This window comes from Mesorhizobium sp. Z1-4 (assembly GCF_004000235.1).
Taxonomy (GTDB): Bacteria; Pseudomonadota; Alphaproteobacteria; order Rhizobiales; family Rhizobiaceae; genus RCIO01.
The window spans coordinates 26,737-43,913 of the sequence record NZ_RCIO01000008.1; the positions used below are offsets into that span (position 1 = coordinate 26,737).

Annotated in this window: 12 protein-coding genes; 5 read left to right on the top strand and 7 right to left on the bottom strand. The window is 62.9% G+C overall.

Going from position 1 to position 17,177, the window contains the following annotated elements; genetic code table 11:
- Positions 1-113 precede the first annotated feature (113 nt).
- Positions 114-704 carry a hypothetical protein gene (locus tag EP165_RS18805; RefSeq protein ID WP_245440225.1) on the top strand — a complete coding sequence of 197 codons (591 nt, stop codon included), beginning with the start codon at positions 114-116 and terminating at the stop codon, positions 702-704.
- A gap of 37 nt (positions 705-741) precedes the next feature.
- Positions 742-1,575 carry a uracil-DNA glycosylase gene (locus EP165_RS18810; protein WP_127524397.1) on the top strand — a complete coding sequence of 278 codons (834 nt, stop codon included), beginning with the start codon at positions 742-744 and terminating at the stop codon, positions 1,573-1,575.
- Here EP165_RS18810 and EP165_RS18815 read toward each other — a convergent pair.
- Entirely contained in the window at positions 1,572-1,967 is a 396-nt protein-coding gene (locus EP165_RS18815; protein ID WP_127524398.1) for a hypothetical protein, read from the bottom strand. The genes EP165_RS18810 and EP165_RS18815 overlap by 4 nt on opposite strands.
- A 125-nt stretch (positions 1,968-2,092) precedes the next feature.
- On the opposite strand from EP165_RS18815, the gene EP165_RS18820 reads away from it, so the two are divergent.
- Positions 2,093-2,893: a helix-turn-helix domain-containing protein gene (locus EP165_RS18820; RefSeq protein WP_127524399.1), complete on the top strand. Its 801-nt coding sequence runs from the start codon at positions 2,093-2,095 to the stop codon at positions 2,891-2,893.
- On the opposite strand, the gene EP165_RS18825 is transcribed toward EP165_RS18820, so the two are convergent.
- Entirely contained in the window at positions 2,877-3,833 is a 957-nt protein-coding gene (locus EP165_RS18825) for a DMT family transporter (RefSeq protein WP_127524400.1), read from the bottom strand. The genes EP165_RS18820 and EP165_RS18825 overlap by 17 nt on opposite strands.
- Before the next feature lie 55 nt (positions 3,834-3,888).
- Positions 3,889-6,195 (bottom strand): xanthine dehydrogenase family protein molybdopterin-binding subunit, encoded by a 2,307-nt coding sequence (locus tag EP165_RS18830; protein ID WP_127524401.1) that lies wholly within the window; start codon positions 6,193-6,195, stop codon positions 3,889-3,891.
- A gap of 143 nt (positions 6,196-6,338) precedes the next feature.
- Between EP165_RS18830 and pepN the strand changes: the two genes are divergently transcribed.
- Together pepN and EP165_RS18840 are read left to right on the top strand one after the other, a co-directional pair.
- Positions 6,339-8,972: an aminopeptidase N gene (pepN, locus tag EP165_RS18835; protein ID WP_127524402.1), complete on the top strand. Its 2,634-nt coding sequence runs from the start codon at positions 6,339-6,341 to the stop codon at positions 8,970-8,972.
- Positions 8,973-9,094: 122 nt separating this feature from the next.
- A complete protein-coding gene (locus EP165_RS18840) occupies positions 9,095-11,446 on the top strand; it encodes an ATP-binding protein (RefSeq protein ID WP_127524403.1) in 2,352 nt (783 codons plus the stop codon).
- A gap of 47 nt (positions 11,447-11,493) precedes the next feature.
- On the opposite strand, the gene EP165_RS18845 is transcribed toward EP165_RS18840, so the two are convergent.
- The 4 genes from EP165_RS18845 to EP165_RS18860 all read right to left on the bottom strand — a co-directional run bounded on the left by EP165_RS18845 (position 11,494) and on the right by EP165_RS18860 (position 17,095).
- The gene (locus EP165_RS18845) at positions 11,494-11,952 is read right to left on the bottom strand and encodes an EF-hand domain-containing protein (RefSeq protein ID WP_127524404.1); all 459 of its coding nucleotides are present in this window, start codon (positions 11,950-11,952) and stop codon (positions 11,494-11,496) included.
- 66 nt (positions 11,953-12,018) lie between these two features.
- Complete coding sequence (locus EP165_RS18850) at positions 12,019-14,988, bottom strand: bifunctional [glutamine synthetase] adenylyltransferase/[glutamine synthetase]-adenylyl-L-tyrosine phosphorylase (protein WP_127524405.1); 2,970 nt, start codon at positions 14,986-14,988, stop codon at positions 12,019-12,021.
- Positions 14,985-16,424: a sensor histidine kinase gene (locus tag EP165_RS18855; RefSeq protein ID WP_127524406.1), complete on the bottom strand. Its 1,440-nt coding sequence runs from the start codon at positions 16,422-16,424 to the stop codon at positions 14,985-14,987. The genes EP165_RS18850 and EP165_RS18855 overlap by 4 nt, the downstream gene beginning before the upstream one ends.
- Positions 16,421-17,095, bottom strand: a complete 675-nt coding sequence (locus tag EP165_RS18860; protein WP_127524407.1) for a response regulator transcription factor — start codon at positions 17,093-17,095, stop codon at positions 16,421-16,423. The genes EP165_RS18855 and EP165_RS18860 overlap by 4 nt, the downstream gene beginning before the upstream one ends.
- Positions 17,096-17,177: the final 82 nt, after the last annotated feature.

Consider the following 17,177-nt stretch of genomic DNA (forward strand, 5'->3'; position numbering starts at 1 on the left):
TATTCCGTTGACGTAAACGTCAATAATATGGCGATGCGCCCGCTCAAGCGGTTGTGATGCCCGCCGATCGGCCGGTTGGACGCATACTGGTGGCGAATGAAAGCGGAGCCGCCATGTTTCGCTGTCTGACATTGCCGCTTTTGGTTGCAACCGCCGCAAGTGCCTGGGCCGGTCCGGCGGATGATGGCCGCTGGTATACGGGCGCCTACGCGTTTTCGGACGAACTGGGCGGGTTTCGCATCGTTTCGGCGTCGGGCGCCGGTTCTCTCGCAGACCCCATCGTCATCGTTCAGGAGCTCACATCTCCACAGCCTGCCGTGCTGACGATCTATGCCGCGTCGCCGATCAGCCCGACAGGCAGAGTTGGCGAACGGGTTACGGGGATGTTGCATCTGCGCGTGGTGACGCTGAACAACAGCGGGTTGCCATGGATCGGCTTCGCCTTCGAGCTTGAAGAAATCCGCGGCAAACCCAGCACCTTCGGCGACGGGCTCTCATTCGATCAGCGGCAGGCGTATACGGGCAACATCGGCGTGCATCCCTTCGCCAGCGTCGAGCGGCATTTCGAACCGTATGACCGGCTCGAATTCGGCGACGGGCATGTCGACCCGATGGAAGACGCATCGTTTCGGTTTTTCATCACCGATTTCACACCGGTCGAGCGGTTTTACCTTCTGCAAGATCCGCAGATACCGTTCTCGTGAACTTGCATTTGGGCGCTGGCGGCGAGAATGTGCCGGCATGGTGCCAAGCGACCCAAATCATACCGGCAATCCGGAAGAACTGCTTCGCTTCTACGCGGATGCCGGTCACGATGAGCCGCTGAGCGAGACAGCCGTCAACCGGTTTGCGGAACAGGCCGCTCCTTCGCCGGCCGCAGCCGCGCAGCCGGCGAATTCCGGCACCCAGCCGCAGACCGCACAGCCGCCCGTGCGGGCGCCTGCTACTGCCGCCGTGCCCGACGAGCAGCAGGCCATGCGCGCACGGGCGCTGGCCCGCGAGGCGCAGACAATCGAGGAGCTTCGTCAGGCACTCGCCTCCTTCGACGGGTGCAACCTCAAGACCACTGCAAAGAACCTTGTATTTGCCGACGGCAACCCGGCGGCAAAACTGATGCTGGTCGGCGAAGCGCCGGGGCGCGACGAGGACATTCAGGGTCTGCCCTTCGTTGGCAGGTCGGGCCAGCTGCTCGACCGGATGCTGGCCGCGATCGGCCTCGACAGGACAAACGCCTATATTTCCAACGTCATTCCATGGCGTCCGCCGGGCAATCGCGACCCCTCGCCGCTCGAAACGGAAATATGCCGCCCCTTTATCGAGCGGCATATCGAGCTGGTCGATCCGGCTGTTCTGGTGACGCTGGGCAACCCGTCAACCAAGCTGCTGCTTCAGACCCAGACCGGCATCATGCGCATGCGGGGCAAATGGGCGGAACACACGACGGCCGGCGGCAAGCAGGTCGCGGCGATGCCGACACTGCATCCAGCCTACCTGCTGAGAAACCCCGCCCACAAGAAGCTTGCGTGGCGGGATTTCCTGGAAGTCAAAATGCGGCTGAGAGGCGCCGGCACCTAGGCCGGCTGCGCCGAAGCGCGCAGTACGCCCATCTGCAGCACCGTGAACAGCAGCACCGCGGCGGCCTGGGCAATTACGAAAGCGACACCCAGCATGTTGGGTGTCACCGCTCCGGTGACGAGGATGCCGATGCTCGCCACGACCCACAGAGCGTTTACCGCAACAATGTCGATCATGGCGAACCGCGACATCGAGCTGCGGCGGGAGAAATACAGCAGAGCCGCCGTCCAAGGCATCAGAACCACCCCGGCCCAGAACAACAGGCCCGATGGCAGTGCGGTAAGACCAGAGATGAAGCCGGCTCCGGCAATCATCGCGATGCCGGCGAGACCGCTCGTCAACGCATCGAGGGCGAGGACATTGCGGACGTAAGAATTGATCTGAATGCTCATGGCGGTCTCCTTGTTGATCTGGCCGGCCGCTGCCGGCGAATGAGCGGACCCTGCCATCGCCGCTGGATGAAAGCGATTACCCATCAGGTAATGGTCTCAACAACATTTTCGGATAAGGTGGCTGCATGAAAAACACGCCCCCCGAACCAGGCACAATCATCCGCGAATGGCGCAAGAAACGCCGCATGAGCCAGCTCGACCTGGCGCTTGAAGCCGAGATTTCACAGCGTCATCTCTCGTTTCTGGAAAGCGGGCGCTCGCGTCCCTCCCGCAATATGGCGCTGGTGATATCGGAGCGGCTCGACATGCCGCTGCGGCAACGCAACCGGCTTCTGACCGCCGCCGGATTTGCCCCGCATTTCGCCGAGCAGCCCATCGACAGCGAGCCGATGAAACCCGCGCTCGATGCCGTTCAGCTGGTGCTTTCTGCGCACCTGCCGAGCCCCGCCATCGCGGTCGACCGGCACTGGAACCTGGTGCTGGGCAATGACGCAATCATGCCGTTTCTCGACCTGGTGGCAGACAAGTCGCTGCTGGACGAACCGATGAATGTTCTGCGAATCAGCCTTCATCCCGGCGGTTTGGCGCCGCTGATCGCCAATCTGGACGAATGGCGTGCCCACCTGCTTGACCGGCTTGCCCGGCTCAACGACCAGTATGCCGACGCGACGCTGCGTGACCTGGAAGACGAGCTGCGAAACTATCCCGGTAGATCGACAAAACCGCTGCAGCGCCACGGAGCGCACGACATCGCGGTGCCGTTGAAGCTGTCTCTCGGCGGCCTGTCGCTCTCCTTCATCTCGACGATCACGGTTTTCGGCACGCCGCTCGACGTGACGCTTTCCGAACTCGCCATTGAGACATTTTTCCCCGCCGACGACACAACGCGGGCATTTCTTGCCGGTAGTGCTACTGCGGCGGCGTAACCCGCCGCGCCTTGCCTCGTTCGAGGCCAAGGCGGCTTTCGCGCCAGATGATGAACATGCCGGCGCCGACCACGATCAGCCCGCCGACCAGCATGTTCAGCGTCGGCAGGTCGCCGAAGAAAACATAGCCGGCGGCGATGCCAAGCACCATCGAGGTATATTCGAAAGGTGCAACCGTCGACATGTCGGCGTGGCGGTAACTTTCAGTCATCAGTATCTGGCCGACACCACCGCAAATTCCGGCCCCGATCAGGGCGAGAATCTGCGTTTGCGACAATGAAATCCAGCCGAACGGCAAAGTCAGCAACCCGGCCACGCTGGCCGTCAGCGAGAACCAGATCACAATGGTTCCCGAGCGCTCTGTGGCCACCAGGCGCCGGACCATGATGATCGCGAATGCCGAAATGACCGCCGATGCCAGCACAGCGGCAACCCCGAGCGCCTCGGTGTCACCCAGTGGCGTGCCGCTGGTAAACAGCGTCAGCCGCGGCCAGATGATCACGATAACACCGGCGAGGCCAACCACGACCGCCGACCAGCGGTAAAGCCGAACCGTTTCGCCGACGATCAACGCGCTCAGCGCAACGACGATCAGGGGCTGCGCGTAACCAAGGGTGATCACCTCCGGCAGCGGCAGCAGCGTGAGCGCATAAAAACCACAACCCATGGCACTGACACCGACAATGCCGCGGACGATATGGCTGACAGGACGGCTGGTGCGGAGTGCCGTCGAGAGCTCGCGGCGGAAGGCGAGCAAAATCAGGATTGGAATCACAGCGAAGGCGGAGCGATAGAACACTATCTGCCCCGGCGGCACGGCACCGGTGGATTTGATGAGCGTCGACATGCCGACGAAAACCGACACCGACAGCACTTTGAGCAGTATGCCGAGCGCCGGGCGCAAACCCATCGTGCCACCGCCGGCGTTATCTTCTGGCATCCCCGTCTTCCCCGCAGCGACCCGCTTCGGGCCGGCATCGCCGCATGCTGTTGGTTCAGGCCGCCCGGTGGTCCTGAATGGTCTGCCAGATGCGCATGGGCGTCGCCGGCATTTCAATATGACCGATACCGAAGGCACGGTTGAGGGCATCAGTCACGGCATTGATGGCTGCGGGCGCGGCACCGATCGTGCCGGCTTCGCCGGCACCCTTGATGCCCATGGCATTGGTTGTCGACGGCACGTTGCGCGTCTCGAAATCGATAAACGGCGTCAGATCGGCGCGCGGCATGGAGTAGTCCATGAAACTCGCCGTCACCAGCTGACCGTCTTCGGAGAACACCGTCTCCTCCGTCAGCGCCTGGCCCAAGCCCTGAACCACGCCGCCATGCACCTGGCCGGCGAGGAGCAGCGGGTTCACCGTCGCGCCGAAATCGTCGACGATCGTGTAGCGCGCGATTTCGAGCATCCCCGTGTCGGGATCGATTTCGACCTCGCAGATATGGGTGCCGTTTGGATAGGTCGCCTCTTCCTGAACGAACTCGCCCAGCCCGGTCACGTCTTCCGCCGAGTTCGCCGCCCTGGCGATATCGGAGAAGGTGACTTTGCGGTCGGTGCCGACGACAACCGCCTCGCCCCCGGCCAGTTCGATATCGGCCTCCGCCGCTTCCAGCTCGTCGGCTGCAATCTTGCGCATCTTGGCGGCCAGGTCTTCGCCTGCGCGTGCCGCCGAAACGCCGCCCAGCGGGATCGAGCGGGAGCCGCCGGTTCCACCGCCCTTGGCGAGTTCGTCGGTATCGCCCTGGCGCAGATTGATGCGCGAAACATCCGTGTTCAGCTTGTCGGCGACAAACTGGGCATAGGCGGTCGCGTGCCCCTGCCCGTTCGACTGGGTGCCGATGAAGATTGTCACCGAGCCGTCCTCTTCGAGACGCACCTTGGCGGGCTCCGAGCCGGCAAATGCGCATGCTTCGATGTAAGTCGCCATGCCGATGCCGCGGATCTTTCCGCCGGCGGCAGATTTCTTGAGGCGCTCGTCGAAACCCGCCCAGTCGGCGCGCTCCATGGCCTGGCGCATGTGGCCCTCAAACTCGCCGACGTCATAATTGCGGCCGGTCGGGGTGCCGTAGGGAAACTGTTCCGGCCTGATGAAATTGCGCGCCCTGATTTCGTCGGGCGACAGCTTCATGTCGCGCGCGCAGGCGTCGACCAGCTTTTCGATCAGGAAGGCAGCTTCCGGACGGCCGGCACCGCGATAGGCGTCGACCGGGACCGTGTTGGTGTAAACGCCGGTCACCAGCACATCGAGCGCCTTGATGTCATAGACCCCTGTCGACATGGTGGCGCCCATCCAGGGAATGAACGGCCCGAACTGGTGGCAATAGGCCCCGATATTGGCGGTGAGGTCGATGCGCAGCCCGAGGAAGCGCCCCTCACTGTCCATCGCCATTTCGGCTTCCACCCAGTTGTCGCGGCCCTGCGCATCTTCCAGGAAATGTTCGGTACGGTCGCCCGTCCACTTGACCGGACGGCCAAGGCGCTTTGCCGCTTCGAGCACGAGCGGATACTCGCGATAGACAAAGCTCTTGGGGCCGAAACCGCCGCCGACATCCGGCGTGACCACACGCAGTTGCGCAGGCTCGATTTTCATCGAGCGACAGACGAACCCCTGGATGCCATGGACCCCCTGAGAGCCGGCGGTAAGCACAAAGCGGTTTTCGGCCTCTACCCATTCGCCAATGGCCGAGCGCGGCTCCATGTAGTTGCAGACGAGCCGATTGTTCAGAAATGCGATTTTGGTAGTGCGTTCGGCTTCGGCGAATGCCTTTTCGGTCAGCGCCTTGTCACCCAGCTGATACTGGAATGCCCGGTTCGAGCCGAGCTCGGGCCAGACAAGCGGTGAGTCTGCACCGAGCGCGGTTCTGGTATCGGCGGCCGCGTCCCCGGGATCGAAATCCACCTCTATCAGTTCCGCGGCGTCCTGTGCCTGTTCGCGCGTCTCAGCGACGATGAAGGCGATCGCGTCGCCGACGTGCTGGACCCGGTCCCTGCATAGAATCGGGATATCGCGAGTCGGTGCCCTGCTGCCGTCGGGCTGCTTCTGCATGGCGGGCGAAACCAGATCGCCGAGGTGAGCGAGATCGGCCCCGGTCAGCACCAGATGAACGCCCTCGGCTTCGCGCGCAGTCTCAACTGAAGTGATCGAAAACGAACCCTTTGCGACCGGCGAGCGCAGAACATAGCCGAAAAGGGCTCCGTCCGGCGCGATGTCGTCGGTATATCGGCCGCGGCCGGTGATGAAGGCATCGTCTTCTTTTCGAAGCACGGATGCTCCCATTCCGAATTTCGGCGTCATCACATTCATCGGTTCTACCTTACGGGAGTCGGAGCCTGCGGGAGGAAATGCAAAGTCAATTTTGTCGCCGGCTGGTTTTCATGTAAAGGGCAGCCCGCTGTTTTCAATGCGCCAGATACGGCCAATCCGGTCTGCATGTTGCGAGGTGAGTCATGGTTGCCGATACCGGGCAGGTATTTCGTCTCGAGGACTATCGGGAAACAGACTACCTGATCCCCGAAACGCAGCTGACTTTCCGGCTCTCGCCCAACCGGACACGCGTGATCGCCGAGCTGACGGTCGAACGGCGCCAGGGCACAGCCGACGACGCGCCGCTTGTTCTCGACGGCGACGGACTCGAACTCGCCGGGCTGGAAATCGACGGCACGCGCGTCAATCTCGACAATGTCGAGGTAGCGCCCGACCGGCTTGCGATCAAAGCGCCGCCGCGGGCGAAGCGCTTCAAACTGCGCATCGAAACCGACGTCGACCCGGCCGCAAACAGGGCGCTCTCGGGTCTTTATCAGTCGAACGGCGTGTTCTGCACACAATGTGAGGCGGAGGGGTTCCGCCGCATCACCTACTTCCTCGACCGCCCTGACCTTTTGTCGGTCTACACAGTGCGCATCGAGGCGGCCCGCGATGCCGCGCCTCTGCTTCTGTCAAACGGCAACCCGGTCGAACAGGGCGATCTTGGCGGCGGCAGGCATTTCGCCGTGTGGCACGACCCGCATCCCAAGCCGTCATATCTGTTCGCGCTTGTTGCCGGCGACCTTGGACTGGTCGACGACCGCTTCACCACAATTTCGGGGCGCGCAGTGGCGCTCGGCATCTATGTCGAAAAGGGCAAGGAAGCGCGTGCCGCGTTCGCGATGGATGCACTGAAACGTTCGATGCGCTGGGACGAAGAGCGGTTCGGCCGCGAATACGATCTCGATGTGTTCAACATCGTCGCCGTTTCCGACTTCAATATGGGCGCGATGGAGAACAAGGGCCTCAACATCTTCAACGACAAGTATGTACTGGCCGACAAAGAGACCGCCACAGACGCCGACTATGCCCGCATCGAGGCGATCATCGCGCATGAGTATTTCCACAATTGGACCGGTAACAGAATCACTTGCCGCGACTGGTTCCAGCTTTGCCTGAAGGAAGGCCTGACGGTTTACCGCGACCAGGAATTCACCGCCGACGAACGTTCGCGCGCCGTGGAGCGCATCAGCGACGTGCGGACTTTGCGTGCGCACCAGTTTCCGGAAGATCAGGGGCCGCTCGCGCATCCCGTGCGGCCGCGCCGCTACCGCGAGATCAACAACTTCTACACCGCGACCGTCTATGAAAAAGGTGCGGAGATCGTCCGCATGATCCGCACCATCGTCGGAGAGGACGGTTTCCGGGAAGGGATGGATCTTTATTTCGACCGCCACGACGGACAGGCGGTCACGATCGAGGATTTCATCGCCGCATTCGAAGATGCGTCGGGCGCGGACCTTGCCCAGTTCGCGCTCTGGTACCATCAGGCAGGCACGCCGAATGTCGCGGTCAACGCCTCCTACGATGCAGTTGCGCAGGAATTCGTGCTCGAACTCGAACAATCAGTGCCGCCGACTCCGTCAGAAAGCCGCAAGCGGGTGATGCACATTCCGCTGGCGTTCGGGCTGGTGGGCCCCGACGGCCAGGACCTTGCCGCCGGCGGTGAAACAGATGGCGCGATCATTCATCTGCACAAACGCAAGCAGACGGTGCGCTTCAAGGGTGTGGCAGAGCGGCCGGTTCTGTCGATCAATCGCGGTTTTTCGGCGCCGGTCACACTTGCAGCGGCGCAGAATGCGAATGACCGTCTGTTTCTCGCCCGGCACGACGGCGATGCGTTTGCGCGCTGGGAGGCACTCAATACGCTTTATCTGGAGACGCTGATTGCCGCCAGCAAAGCGGCCAAGGGCGGCAAGCCGGCCAAATTCGGCAAGGACCTGCTTGTGCTTGCCGGCGAGATTGCCGCGGACGAGGAGCTCGATCCCGACTATCGCGCGCTGCTTCTGTCGCTGCCCTCCGAAACCGACATTGCGCGGGAGATCGGCTCCAACATCGACCCCGATGCCATTCTGCAGGCCAGGCGCGGTCTCGCCGCGGCCATAGCGGAACACAATGGCGAACGATTTGCTGAACTATACGCCGGGCTGGCGGACACGGGCGCCTATGTGCCGGATGCGGCAGGCAGCGGCAGGCGCGCGCTGCGCAACACGCTGCTCGATTATTGCAGTGCCGCCAGCAGCAGCCCGGCACGCGCGGCCGAACAGTTCCATGTAGCGACGAACATGACCGACCGCGCCGCGGCGCTTGCCGTGCTTGCAGACCGGTTCGCGGCGACACCGGAAACGGAAGCGGCCCTTAGCGCATTCGAGGCGCGCTACGGTAGCGACGCCATCGTGATGGACAAATGGTTCCAGGTGCAGGCGATGATACCCGGGGTCGAAACGGTGGAGCGCGTTGCAACACTTGCGCAGCACCGTGGATTCAGGATGGACAACCCAAACCGCGTCAGGGCGCTGATCGGTGCATTTGCCAGCGCCAACCAGACCGCCTTCAACGCCGCGGACGGCAGTGGCTATGCTTTCGTGGCCGACGCTATTCTGGCAGTCGAAGCCCAGAACCCGCAGGTTGCGGCCCGGCTTGCAACGGCGTTCCGCTCATGGCGTTCGCTGGAGCCAAAGCGACAGGCAAAGGCCCGCGAAACGCTCTCCCGCATTGCCGCAAAAAAGGGGCTTTCGCGCGATCTGGCCGACATCGTGCAGCGCACGCTGGCGTGATGCCGCAACAAAAATCGAGGGCGGGGCTGGACAGCGCGAATCACGTCTGATTCTTTAGGGACGATTCGGGCGTAGGGGTAACCGGATCAGCTTTTGGATCGGATTTGTGCGGAGAGCCTTCGATGGCCAGAACGGACGCGTTGCGCGCGCCCGCTGCGATAGCTGCTAACCTGTTGAGCGGGGCTCGGCGGGCCGAAAGCCGGCTCACGGGCAATGCCAAGATGATCGCAGCGCCCGCCTATAAACGCCTGCTGGCCGCGGAACCGCTGTTCCGGCGCTCCATCCCTGCCCTCATCATCATTTTTCTGCTGGTCATCGCTGCCTCGCGCGTTCTGTCGCTTTCCACATTGCGCGAAGATGTCGAGCGCGACGGCAAGGCGATGCTCGGATTGACCGCCAACGCAATCGCCATGGCGCTTGCCGCCAGGGACGGCAGCGAGCTGCCGCTTGCATCGGCCGGTCAAAGCGTGATCGAGGCGCTGTCGCGCGACGGGCTGGAACGCCCCGGCTACGTGCTGGGCGTGACGGACGGCGAGCTCGTTCTCGCAGCGGCAAACAATGCGGGCCAGGCCTGGGTCGGCCGCGGCCTCGACGAGATCATTCGCGGTGGCCAGCCGCTGTTCATGTTCGGTGCCCGCGCTGGCGTTCTCGAAGTCGACATCGGGGGGGCAACCTGGTTTGCCGCGCTGGACCGCTCCGGCACCGGCGGAGCGGGCATTGTACTTGTCCCGCGCTCCACCGTGCTCGCCGGATGGCACAAGGTGGTTTCGCTGAACGTGACGCTGTTCGTTCTGACCTCATCGCTGCTGCTCATCATTCTTTACGCGTATTTCGGTCAGGCGGCGCGGGCACAGGAAGCCGACAAGCTCTACGAAAAGGCGCACGACCGGGTAGATCTCGCGCTGGTGCGCGGACGCTGTGGGCTGTGGGACTGGGATATGTCGCGCGGGCGCATGTACTGGTCGCAATCGATGTTCGACATGCTTGGTTACGAACCCTGCGATGCAATGCTGTCGTTCGGCGAAGTCGCCAAGATCATGCATCCCGGCGACGGCAATCTGTTCGACTTCGCCAACCGGATCGCCTCGCGCGAGACAGACCATATCGACCGCGTCTTTCGCATGCGCCATGCCGACGGACACTGGATATGGATGCGCGCACGCGCCCAGGTGGTCGATCCTGAAGCTTCCGACATTCACCTGGTCGGAATTGCACTCGACGTTTCGGAGCAGCGTGACCTCGCACAGCGCTCCGAAGCGGCGGATATGCGGCTGAGAACGGCGATCGAAAGCATCACCGAGTCCTTCGTCCTGTGGGACGCATCCGACCGCCTGGTGATGTGCAATACCAAGTTCCAGCAAGATGCCGGGCTGGCGGCATCGGAAGTGCTGCCCGGCGCTGCGCGTGCCGATATCGAAGAGCGCATGGCGGCATTCGTAACCGACCGCCGCCTGCCAAATCCGAGTGCGAACCGGGGCGGCTCCATTCACGAGCGCGAGCTCGGCGACGGCCGCTGGATGCAGGTGAATGAACTGAAAACGCGCGACGGCAGCACCGTCTCCGTCGGTACCGACATCACCCAGATCAAGCTGCATCAGGAAAAACTGGTCGATAGCGAGCGCAGGCTGATGGCGACGATCCACGACCTCAGTCTTGCACGCAAGGCCGAGGAGCAGCGCGCAGCGGAGCTGGCGGAACTGAACAAGCATTGCATGCGCGAGACCGAGCGCGCGGAAGCCGCCAACCGGGCCAAATCCGAGTTCCTCGCAAACATGTCGCATGAGCTGCGTACGCCCCTCAACGCGATCATCGGTTTCTCGGAAGTCATGCAGCAGAGGCTGTTCGGCCCGCTGGGTTCGGAAAAATACGAAGGCTATGCGAGCGACATCAATACCAGCGGCACCTATCTGCTGGGCGTCATCAACGACATTCTCGACATGTCGAAGATCGAGGCCGGGCAGTTTTCGATCGAACGGGAAGCGATCGATCTCAGGCCGCTCATCCTGGAGACGGTCAGGGTGGTGGCTCTGCAGGCGGAGGAAAAGGGCATCACGATCGACACTCAGGTCTCGAGCAAACTTCAGCTCGATGCCGACCGCCGCTCGGCAAAACAGATCGTCATCAACCTGCTTTCAAACGCCGTAAAATTCACCGGCGAAGGCGGCCGGGTACTGCTGCGCGCCCGTGCGGTGGGCAAGACGGTCGTGCTTTCGATCGAGGACAATGGCTGCGGCATCCCCAAGGATGCACTCAAAAACCTCGGCCGGCCGTTCGAGCAGGTTCAAAACCAGTTCACCAAATCGCATACGGGTTCGGGGCTTGGGCTGGCTATTTCGCGGTCGCTGGCAGAGCTCCATGGCGGCGCGCTGAAAATCCGCTCTACCGAGGGGGTCGGCACCATCGTCTCGGTGCGTCTGCCGTCGCGCAGGAAACGCATCGCACCGCGCGCCAAGCCTGCCAAAAAGGCAGCCTAGCCGAAAGGGCGCCCTGCCCGGCGACGGCCGGACAGGGCGGTTCGCAGCTAGTTGCGGCGGCGGCGCTCACGGTTGCCGCGGTCACGGCGCGGAAGCTCATCCTCGGCAACCACACCATCGTCGTTGCGGTCCATCAGTGCGAACACCTTGCGCTGATGGGTCTCGATTTCCGCCAGAGACAGCACGCCGTCACCGTCGGCATCGAAGCGTTCGATCATGCGCTCGGCGCGCCTGCGTTCACGCTGACGCTGCATTTCGGCGGCGATTTCCTCGACCGTCAAAGATCCATCGGAATTCGCGTCGGCATCGGCAAACCCGATGCGCTGGCTCATCGCAGCCGCGAATTCCTCGAAGGTGATGTCGCCGCTGTTGTCGGCGTCTGCACGCTCGAACTCAAAACCGCCCGGGCCGTGATGGCGTCGCGGGCCTTCCTTGGCGTAGGCCACCGAACCGGCCATTCCGGCCAGAGTTGCAAAGGCTATTGCCAGTTTGACTGACTTTCTCATGTCATTGCTCCATGCATCGAAAACCCCCGATGCAGCTGGAGAAGACCGGTCGCGCTTCCCATCGCGTCAACCCATCTTCCCACGCAGCAGCCGGCCGAAATGGATATCGACCTTCCGCGACGTTTCTTCGACATGGCTTTGAAGAACGGCCATGTCGGGCAAATCGGTACTGGCCAGCATCAGATCGGCGAGGCCTGGGGGCACATCCTCCGGTTCGAGCGGACCTGTGAGACAGATCCGGATGATCTGCGACAGCGTTGTGTACAAGTTGTGTGCGGCGACAAGATCGGCACGGGTTTGCGCGTCCGCGAACGATTCACGCAGCCGCGACAATGTCTCGATGGTCGAAGGCTGGCGATGTTCGGTGCCAACCTGTCCGGTGAGAGTCGCGACCTGAGCCACAAATTCCAGATCGATCAAACCGCCCGCAATGAGCTTGATGTCCCAGTTGTCGCGCGGCGGCTTTTCCTCCGCGATCAGCTTACGCATTTCGGCGGCTTCCTGCCTGATTTTCGCGGGGTCGCGCGTCAATCCGAGGACGGCCTCGATTTCCGCCTCGACGCGCGCAGCCAGCTCCGGGTCGCCAGCGACGATGCGGGCACGCGTGAGCGCCATGTGTTCCCAGGTTTCGGCTTGCTCCAGCTGGTACTTGCCAAAAGCATCGACATGCGTCGCCACGGGCCCCTTGTTGCCCGACGGCCGCAGCCTGAGATCGAGTTCGTAGAGCACGCCCTCGGCGGTTGGAGCCGATACCGCCGCGATGAGCCGCTGGGTCAGCCGGGCGAAATAGTGCGCCGGCGCCAACTCCTTGTCGCCGGTGGAATATTCGGCGTCGGCGTCATGCTCGTAGAGCAGGATCAGATCGACGTCGGAGCCGGCAGTGAGCTCGCGGCTGCCGAGCTTGCCCATGCCAAGCACGACAATCCGTCCGCCGGCCACCTTGCCGTGGCGCAGCGCAAATTCCGCCATGACCGCTTCAAGCGCGGCCGCGATCGTCAGGTCGGCCAGATCGGAAAAGGCCTTGCCCGCACGCGCGGCGTCTATCGAACCCGTGAGCAAACGCATGCCGATCAGGAACTTCTGCTCGGCCGCGAAGACACGCAGGCGGTCCAGAATCTCCTCGTGCAGCGTTGCTCCTTGCAGGAAGGCCGTAAGCCGCTCATCGAGATAGGCCTTGCTGGGCAGCTCGGAAAGCAGCGCCGGGTCCAGCAAACCGTCGAAAACATGGGGGCGGCGCGTGATGATGGCCGCCAGGCGGGGCGCGGCACCCATTATGGTGGCCAGCAGCTTCAATAAGCCTGGATTGGAGTGCAGCAGCGAAAAGAGCTGTATACCCGCCGGCAGGCCACCCAGAAACTCGTCGAAGCGCAGCAGTGCCTCGTCGGCCCGCCGGGTGCCGCCAAAGGCCTGCAACAGCGCCGGTGTGAGCTCCGTCAATCGCTCGCGCGCCTCTGCGGACTGGGTGGCACGGTAGCGGCCATAGTGCCAGGTGCGGATGACACGGCTGATGTCGCTCGCACGCTCGAAGCCAAGTTCGGAAAGCGTCTGCAGGGTGCCGGGGTCATCGCCCTCGCCGGTGAACACTAGATTGCCAATACCGGAAGACAGCTGCGGCGCGGTCTCGAACAGGGCGGCATAGTGGCTTTCGACAAGCTTCAGCGCCTTGCGGAACACGTCTGAAAACGCGTCAGCATCCCGGTAGCCCAGCAGGCGCGCCACACGCTCCAGACCTTCGTCTTCTTCGGGCAGCGTGTGGGTCTGCTCGTCGGCGACAATCTGGATGGCGTGTTCGACATCGCGGAGGAACCAGTACTGGCTGGTCAGGGTCTCGGCCGCTTCGTCGCTGATCCAGCCGCGTTCGGCCAGCACCATGAGCATCGCGGTGGTTTCGCGCCCGCGCAGCTCGGGGAAACGTCCGCCGGCAATCAGTTGCTGCGTCTGCACGAAGAACTCGATCTCGCGAATACCGCCGCGTCCGAGTTTAACGTTGTGGCCGCGCACGGCGATGTCGCCAAAGCCCTTGTGGGCGTGGATCTGCCGCTTGATGGAATGGACGTCGGCGATTGCCGCGTAGTCGAGATATTTGCGCCAGACATAAGGCCGCAGCTCAGCCAGAAAAGCCTTACCCGCCTTAAGGTCACCAGCAATCGCACGCGCCTTGATCATGGCGGCGCGTTCCCAATTCTGACCGCGGCTTTCGTAATAGTGAAGCGCGGCTTCCACCGGGATCGCCAGCGGCGTGGAGCCGGGATCGGGCCTCAACCGCAGATCGGTGCGGAACACATAGCCGTGCTCGGTGCGGTCCTGCAGGATACGCACCAGCTGCCGCGTCATGCGCACAAAATGGTCGGCACTTTCGTAGCGGTCGACGATGGCGGGCGCGTTTGGATCGAAGAAGACGATCAGGTCGATATCCGACGAGAAATTCAGCTCGCAAGCGCCCAGCTTGCCCATACCCAAGACGATCCAGCCGCTATCTTTTTCCGGGTCCGACGGGTCTGGCAGTTGCAGCTTGCCGGCCTTGTGCGCCTGACGAAGCAGGAAACGAATAGCGGCGCCGACACAATTGTCGGCCAGCCGGCTGAGACGGGCAGTCGTTTCTTGCGCCTCAACTTCGCCCGCGAGGTTGCCCAGCGCGATCAGCACATGGGCTTCGCGCTTAAGGACACGCAAGCCGCGCATCAACCCGGTTTCGGTGAGATCGTCGCCATCGGCCAGAGCGGCGATCTCGGCGTCGATGGCAGCCAGCCGCATCGCAACACTGGTATCGAACAGCCGCTCCAGAATGGAGGGCTCACGCTTCAGGCAGCCACGCAGAAATGGCGACAGATCCATCGCCGCGGAAATGAAATCGGCGAGCGGGTCAGCGCCGGCCAGCAATGCCGCCAGCTGCACGGCACCGGCCTCACCTGCCGCCTCGGCCAGGTCTTCACGCTGTTCAACTGCATGGTCCGCGTCGAGCGGGCGCAACGATTTGGGCGGGGTGCCAAACCAGGCACCGGCACCTCCCGCCTGCTTCTTGCGAGCGGAACTCACTTCGGTTTTCCGCTTCGGGGGAACACCATCTTCACCTCAAGTCCGGGGTCGGCATCACCAAGCAACAGTTCTCCGTGATGGAACGTCATCACAGCCTTGGCAAGGCTGAGGCCAAGCCCGGCACCCGGCATGCTGCGGCTTTCCTCAAGCCTCACAAAGCGTTCGGTTGCGCGCTCCCGGTCGGCCTCAGGAACGCCCGGGCCGTTGTCACGCACCGTCAGCGATACGCCGGCTCCCTCGACATTCAACGCCACTGAAACCTGCGGCGTGTCATTTGCATTGGCTGAATATTTGATCGCGTTGTCGACAATGTTCGACAGTGCCTGTCCGATCAGTTCGCGATTGCCGGAAATCACCGCTTCGACAGCTACGGAAGCGGACAAAGCAACACCCTGATCCTCCGCAAGGGGCTCGTAAAGTTCGACGACGTCGCGGACCGTTTCGGCCAGATTGACCTCTGTCGTAGCCTCCGTCGACTTACCCGCTTCGAGGCGGGAAATCATCAGGATTGCGTTGAAGGTGCGAATGAGCTGGTCGGATTCGGCGATCGTCGCTTCCAGCGCCTCGCGATATTCGCGCGTTGAGCGTTTGCCGCCCAGCACCGACTCCGCACGATTGCGCAACCGCGTCAGCGGCGTCTTCAGATCGTGGGCAATGTTGTCGGAGACCTGCTTCAGGCCCTCATTCAGCCGCGCAATCCGGCCGAGCATGGAGTTCAGATTTTCAGACAGCCTGTCGAACTCGTCGCCGGAACCGGAGACCGGCAGCCGGCCATTCAGGTCGCCACCCATGATGCGGCGGCTCGCTTCCGAAAGATTGTCGATGCGCTTCAGCGCCCGGCGGCCAACAAAAAACCAGATCAGAAAGGCCCCGATACCCATCATCGCCAACGCCACAACCATCGATCGCTGGACGATGTCGTTGAAGCGCTGCGGCTCCACCAGATCGCGCCCCACCAAGACAAGCATCTGGTTCGGCAGCTTGAAGACCATCGCCAACGCGCTGTGGCGTGGCGTACGGTCGGAGCGCTCCGAGCCTTCGCCCGCAAGCAGGTTGGAGCGCTCGCCATAGCGGCGATAAACGAATGGCCGCTCGGTCCAGCCGACATTGTCGATGACCCCGGGCGCGAGGCTTTCGACGTTGCCCGTGAGGATACGGCCGTTGGGATCGGCGATGAGATAGAGGTTCGCACCGGGCTGGCGCGCGCGCTGCTCCACGACCCGTACCAGATGCGGCAGGCCACCGCGCCGGTAGGCGCCCGCCAGTCCGGCGACCTCCTCGCTGATGGTGCCGCGCGTCTGCGCCACCAGCATGCGCGACGAAAGCGAGGTCATGTAGACGACAAGCGCAACCGCACAGGCGGCAAACAGCACAAGATAGAGCGCGGTCAGCCGCGCTGCCGTGGTCTTCATGATCGCCGGGAGGGAGGGCATCAACCGCCCTTCAGCATGTAGCCCGCACCACGCACCGTGTGCAGAACCGGCGTATCGAATTCCTTCTCGATCTTGGCGCGCAGCCGCGACACATGCACGTCGATCACGTTGGTCTGGGGATCGAAATGGTAGTCCCAGACGTTTTCCAGGAGCATGGTGCGCGTGACGACCTGGCCCGCGTGGCGCATCAGATATTCAAGAAGGCGGAACTCGCGCGGCTGAAGCAGGATATCGCGCCCTGCCCTGCGCACCGTGTGAGCCAGCCGGTCGAGCTCGAGATCGCCGACCTTGTACTGGGTCTCGACCTCTTTGGAAGCGCCGCGCCGGTTGAGTGCCTCGACGCGGGCGAGAAGCTCGGAAAAGGCGTAGGGTTTGGTGAGATAGTCATCGCCGCCGGCGCGAAGGCCCGTTACCCGGTCATCGACCTCACCCAGCGCGGAGAGGATCAGAACCGGGGTCTTGTCGCCGCCGGTACGCAACTGCGAAATCACGGAAAGGCCATCGCGGCGCGGCAGCATGCGGTCGACCACGAGCACGTCATAGGCGCCGCCCTCGGCCATCGCGTAGCCGCTTTCGCCGTCACCGGCGATGTCGGCGGTGTGGCCTGCCTCGTCGAAAGCCTTGCGGATATACTCCGCAGCTTCCCTGTCGTCTTCGATAACCAGAATCTTCATGGCGCCACTATAAGCGAAATGTTGTATTGTGCCGCGCCAGACCGGCTAAGAAAACGGCAGCGGGTGATGGGACCCGCTGCCG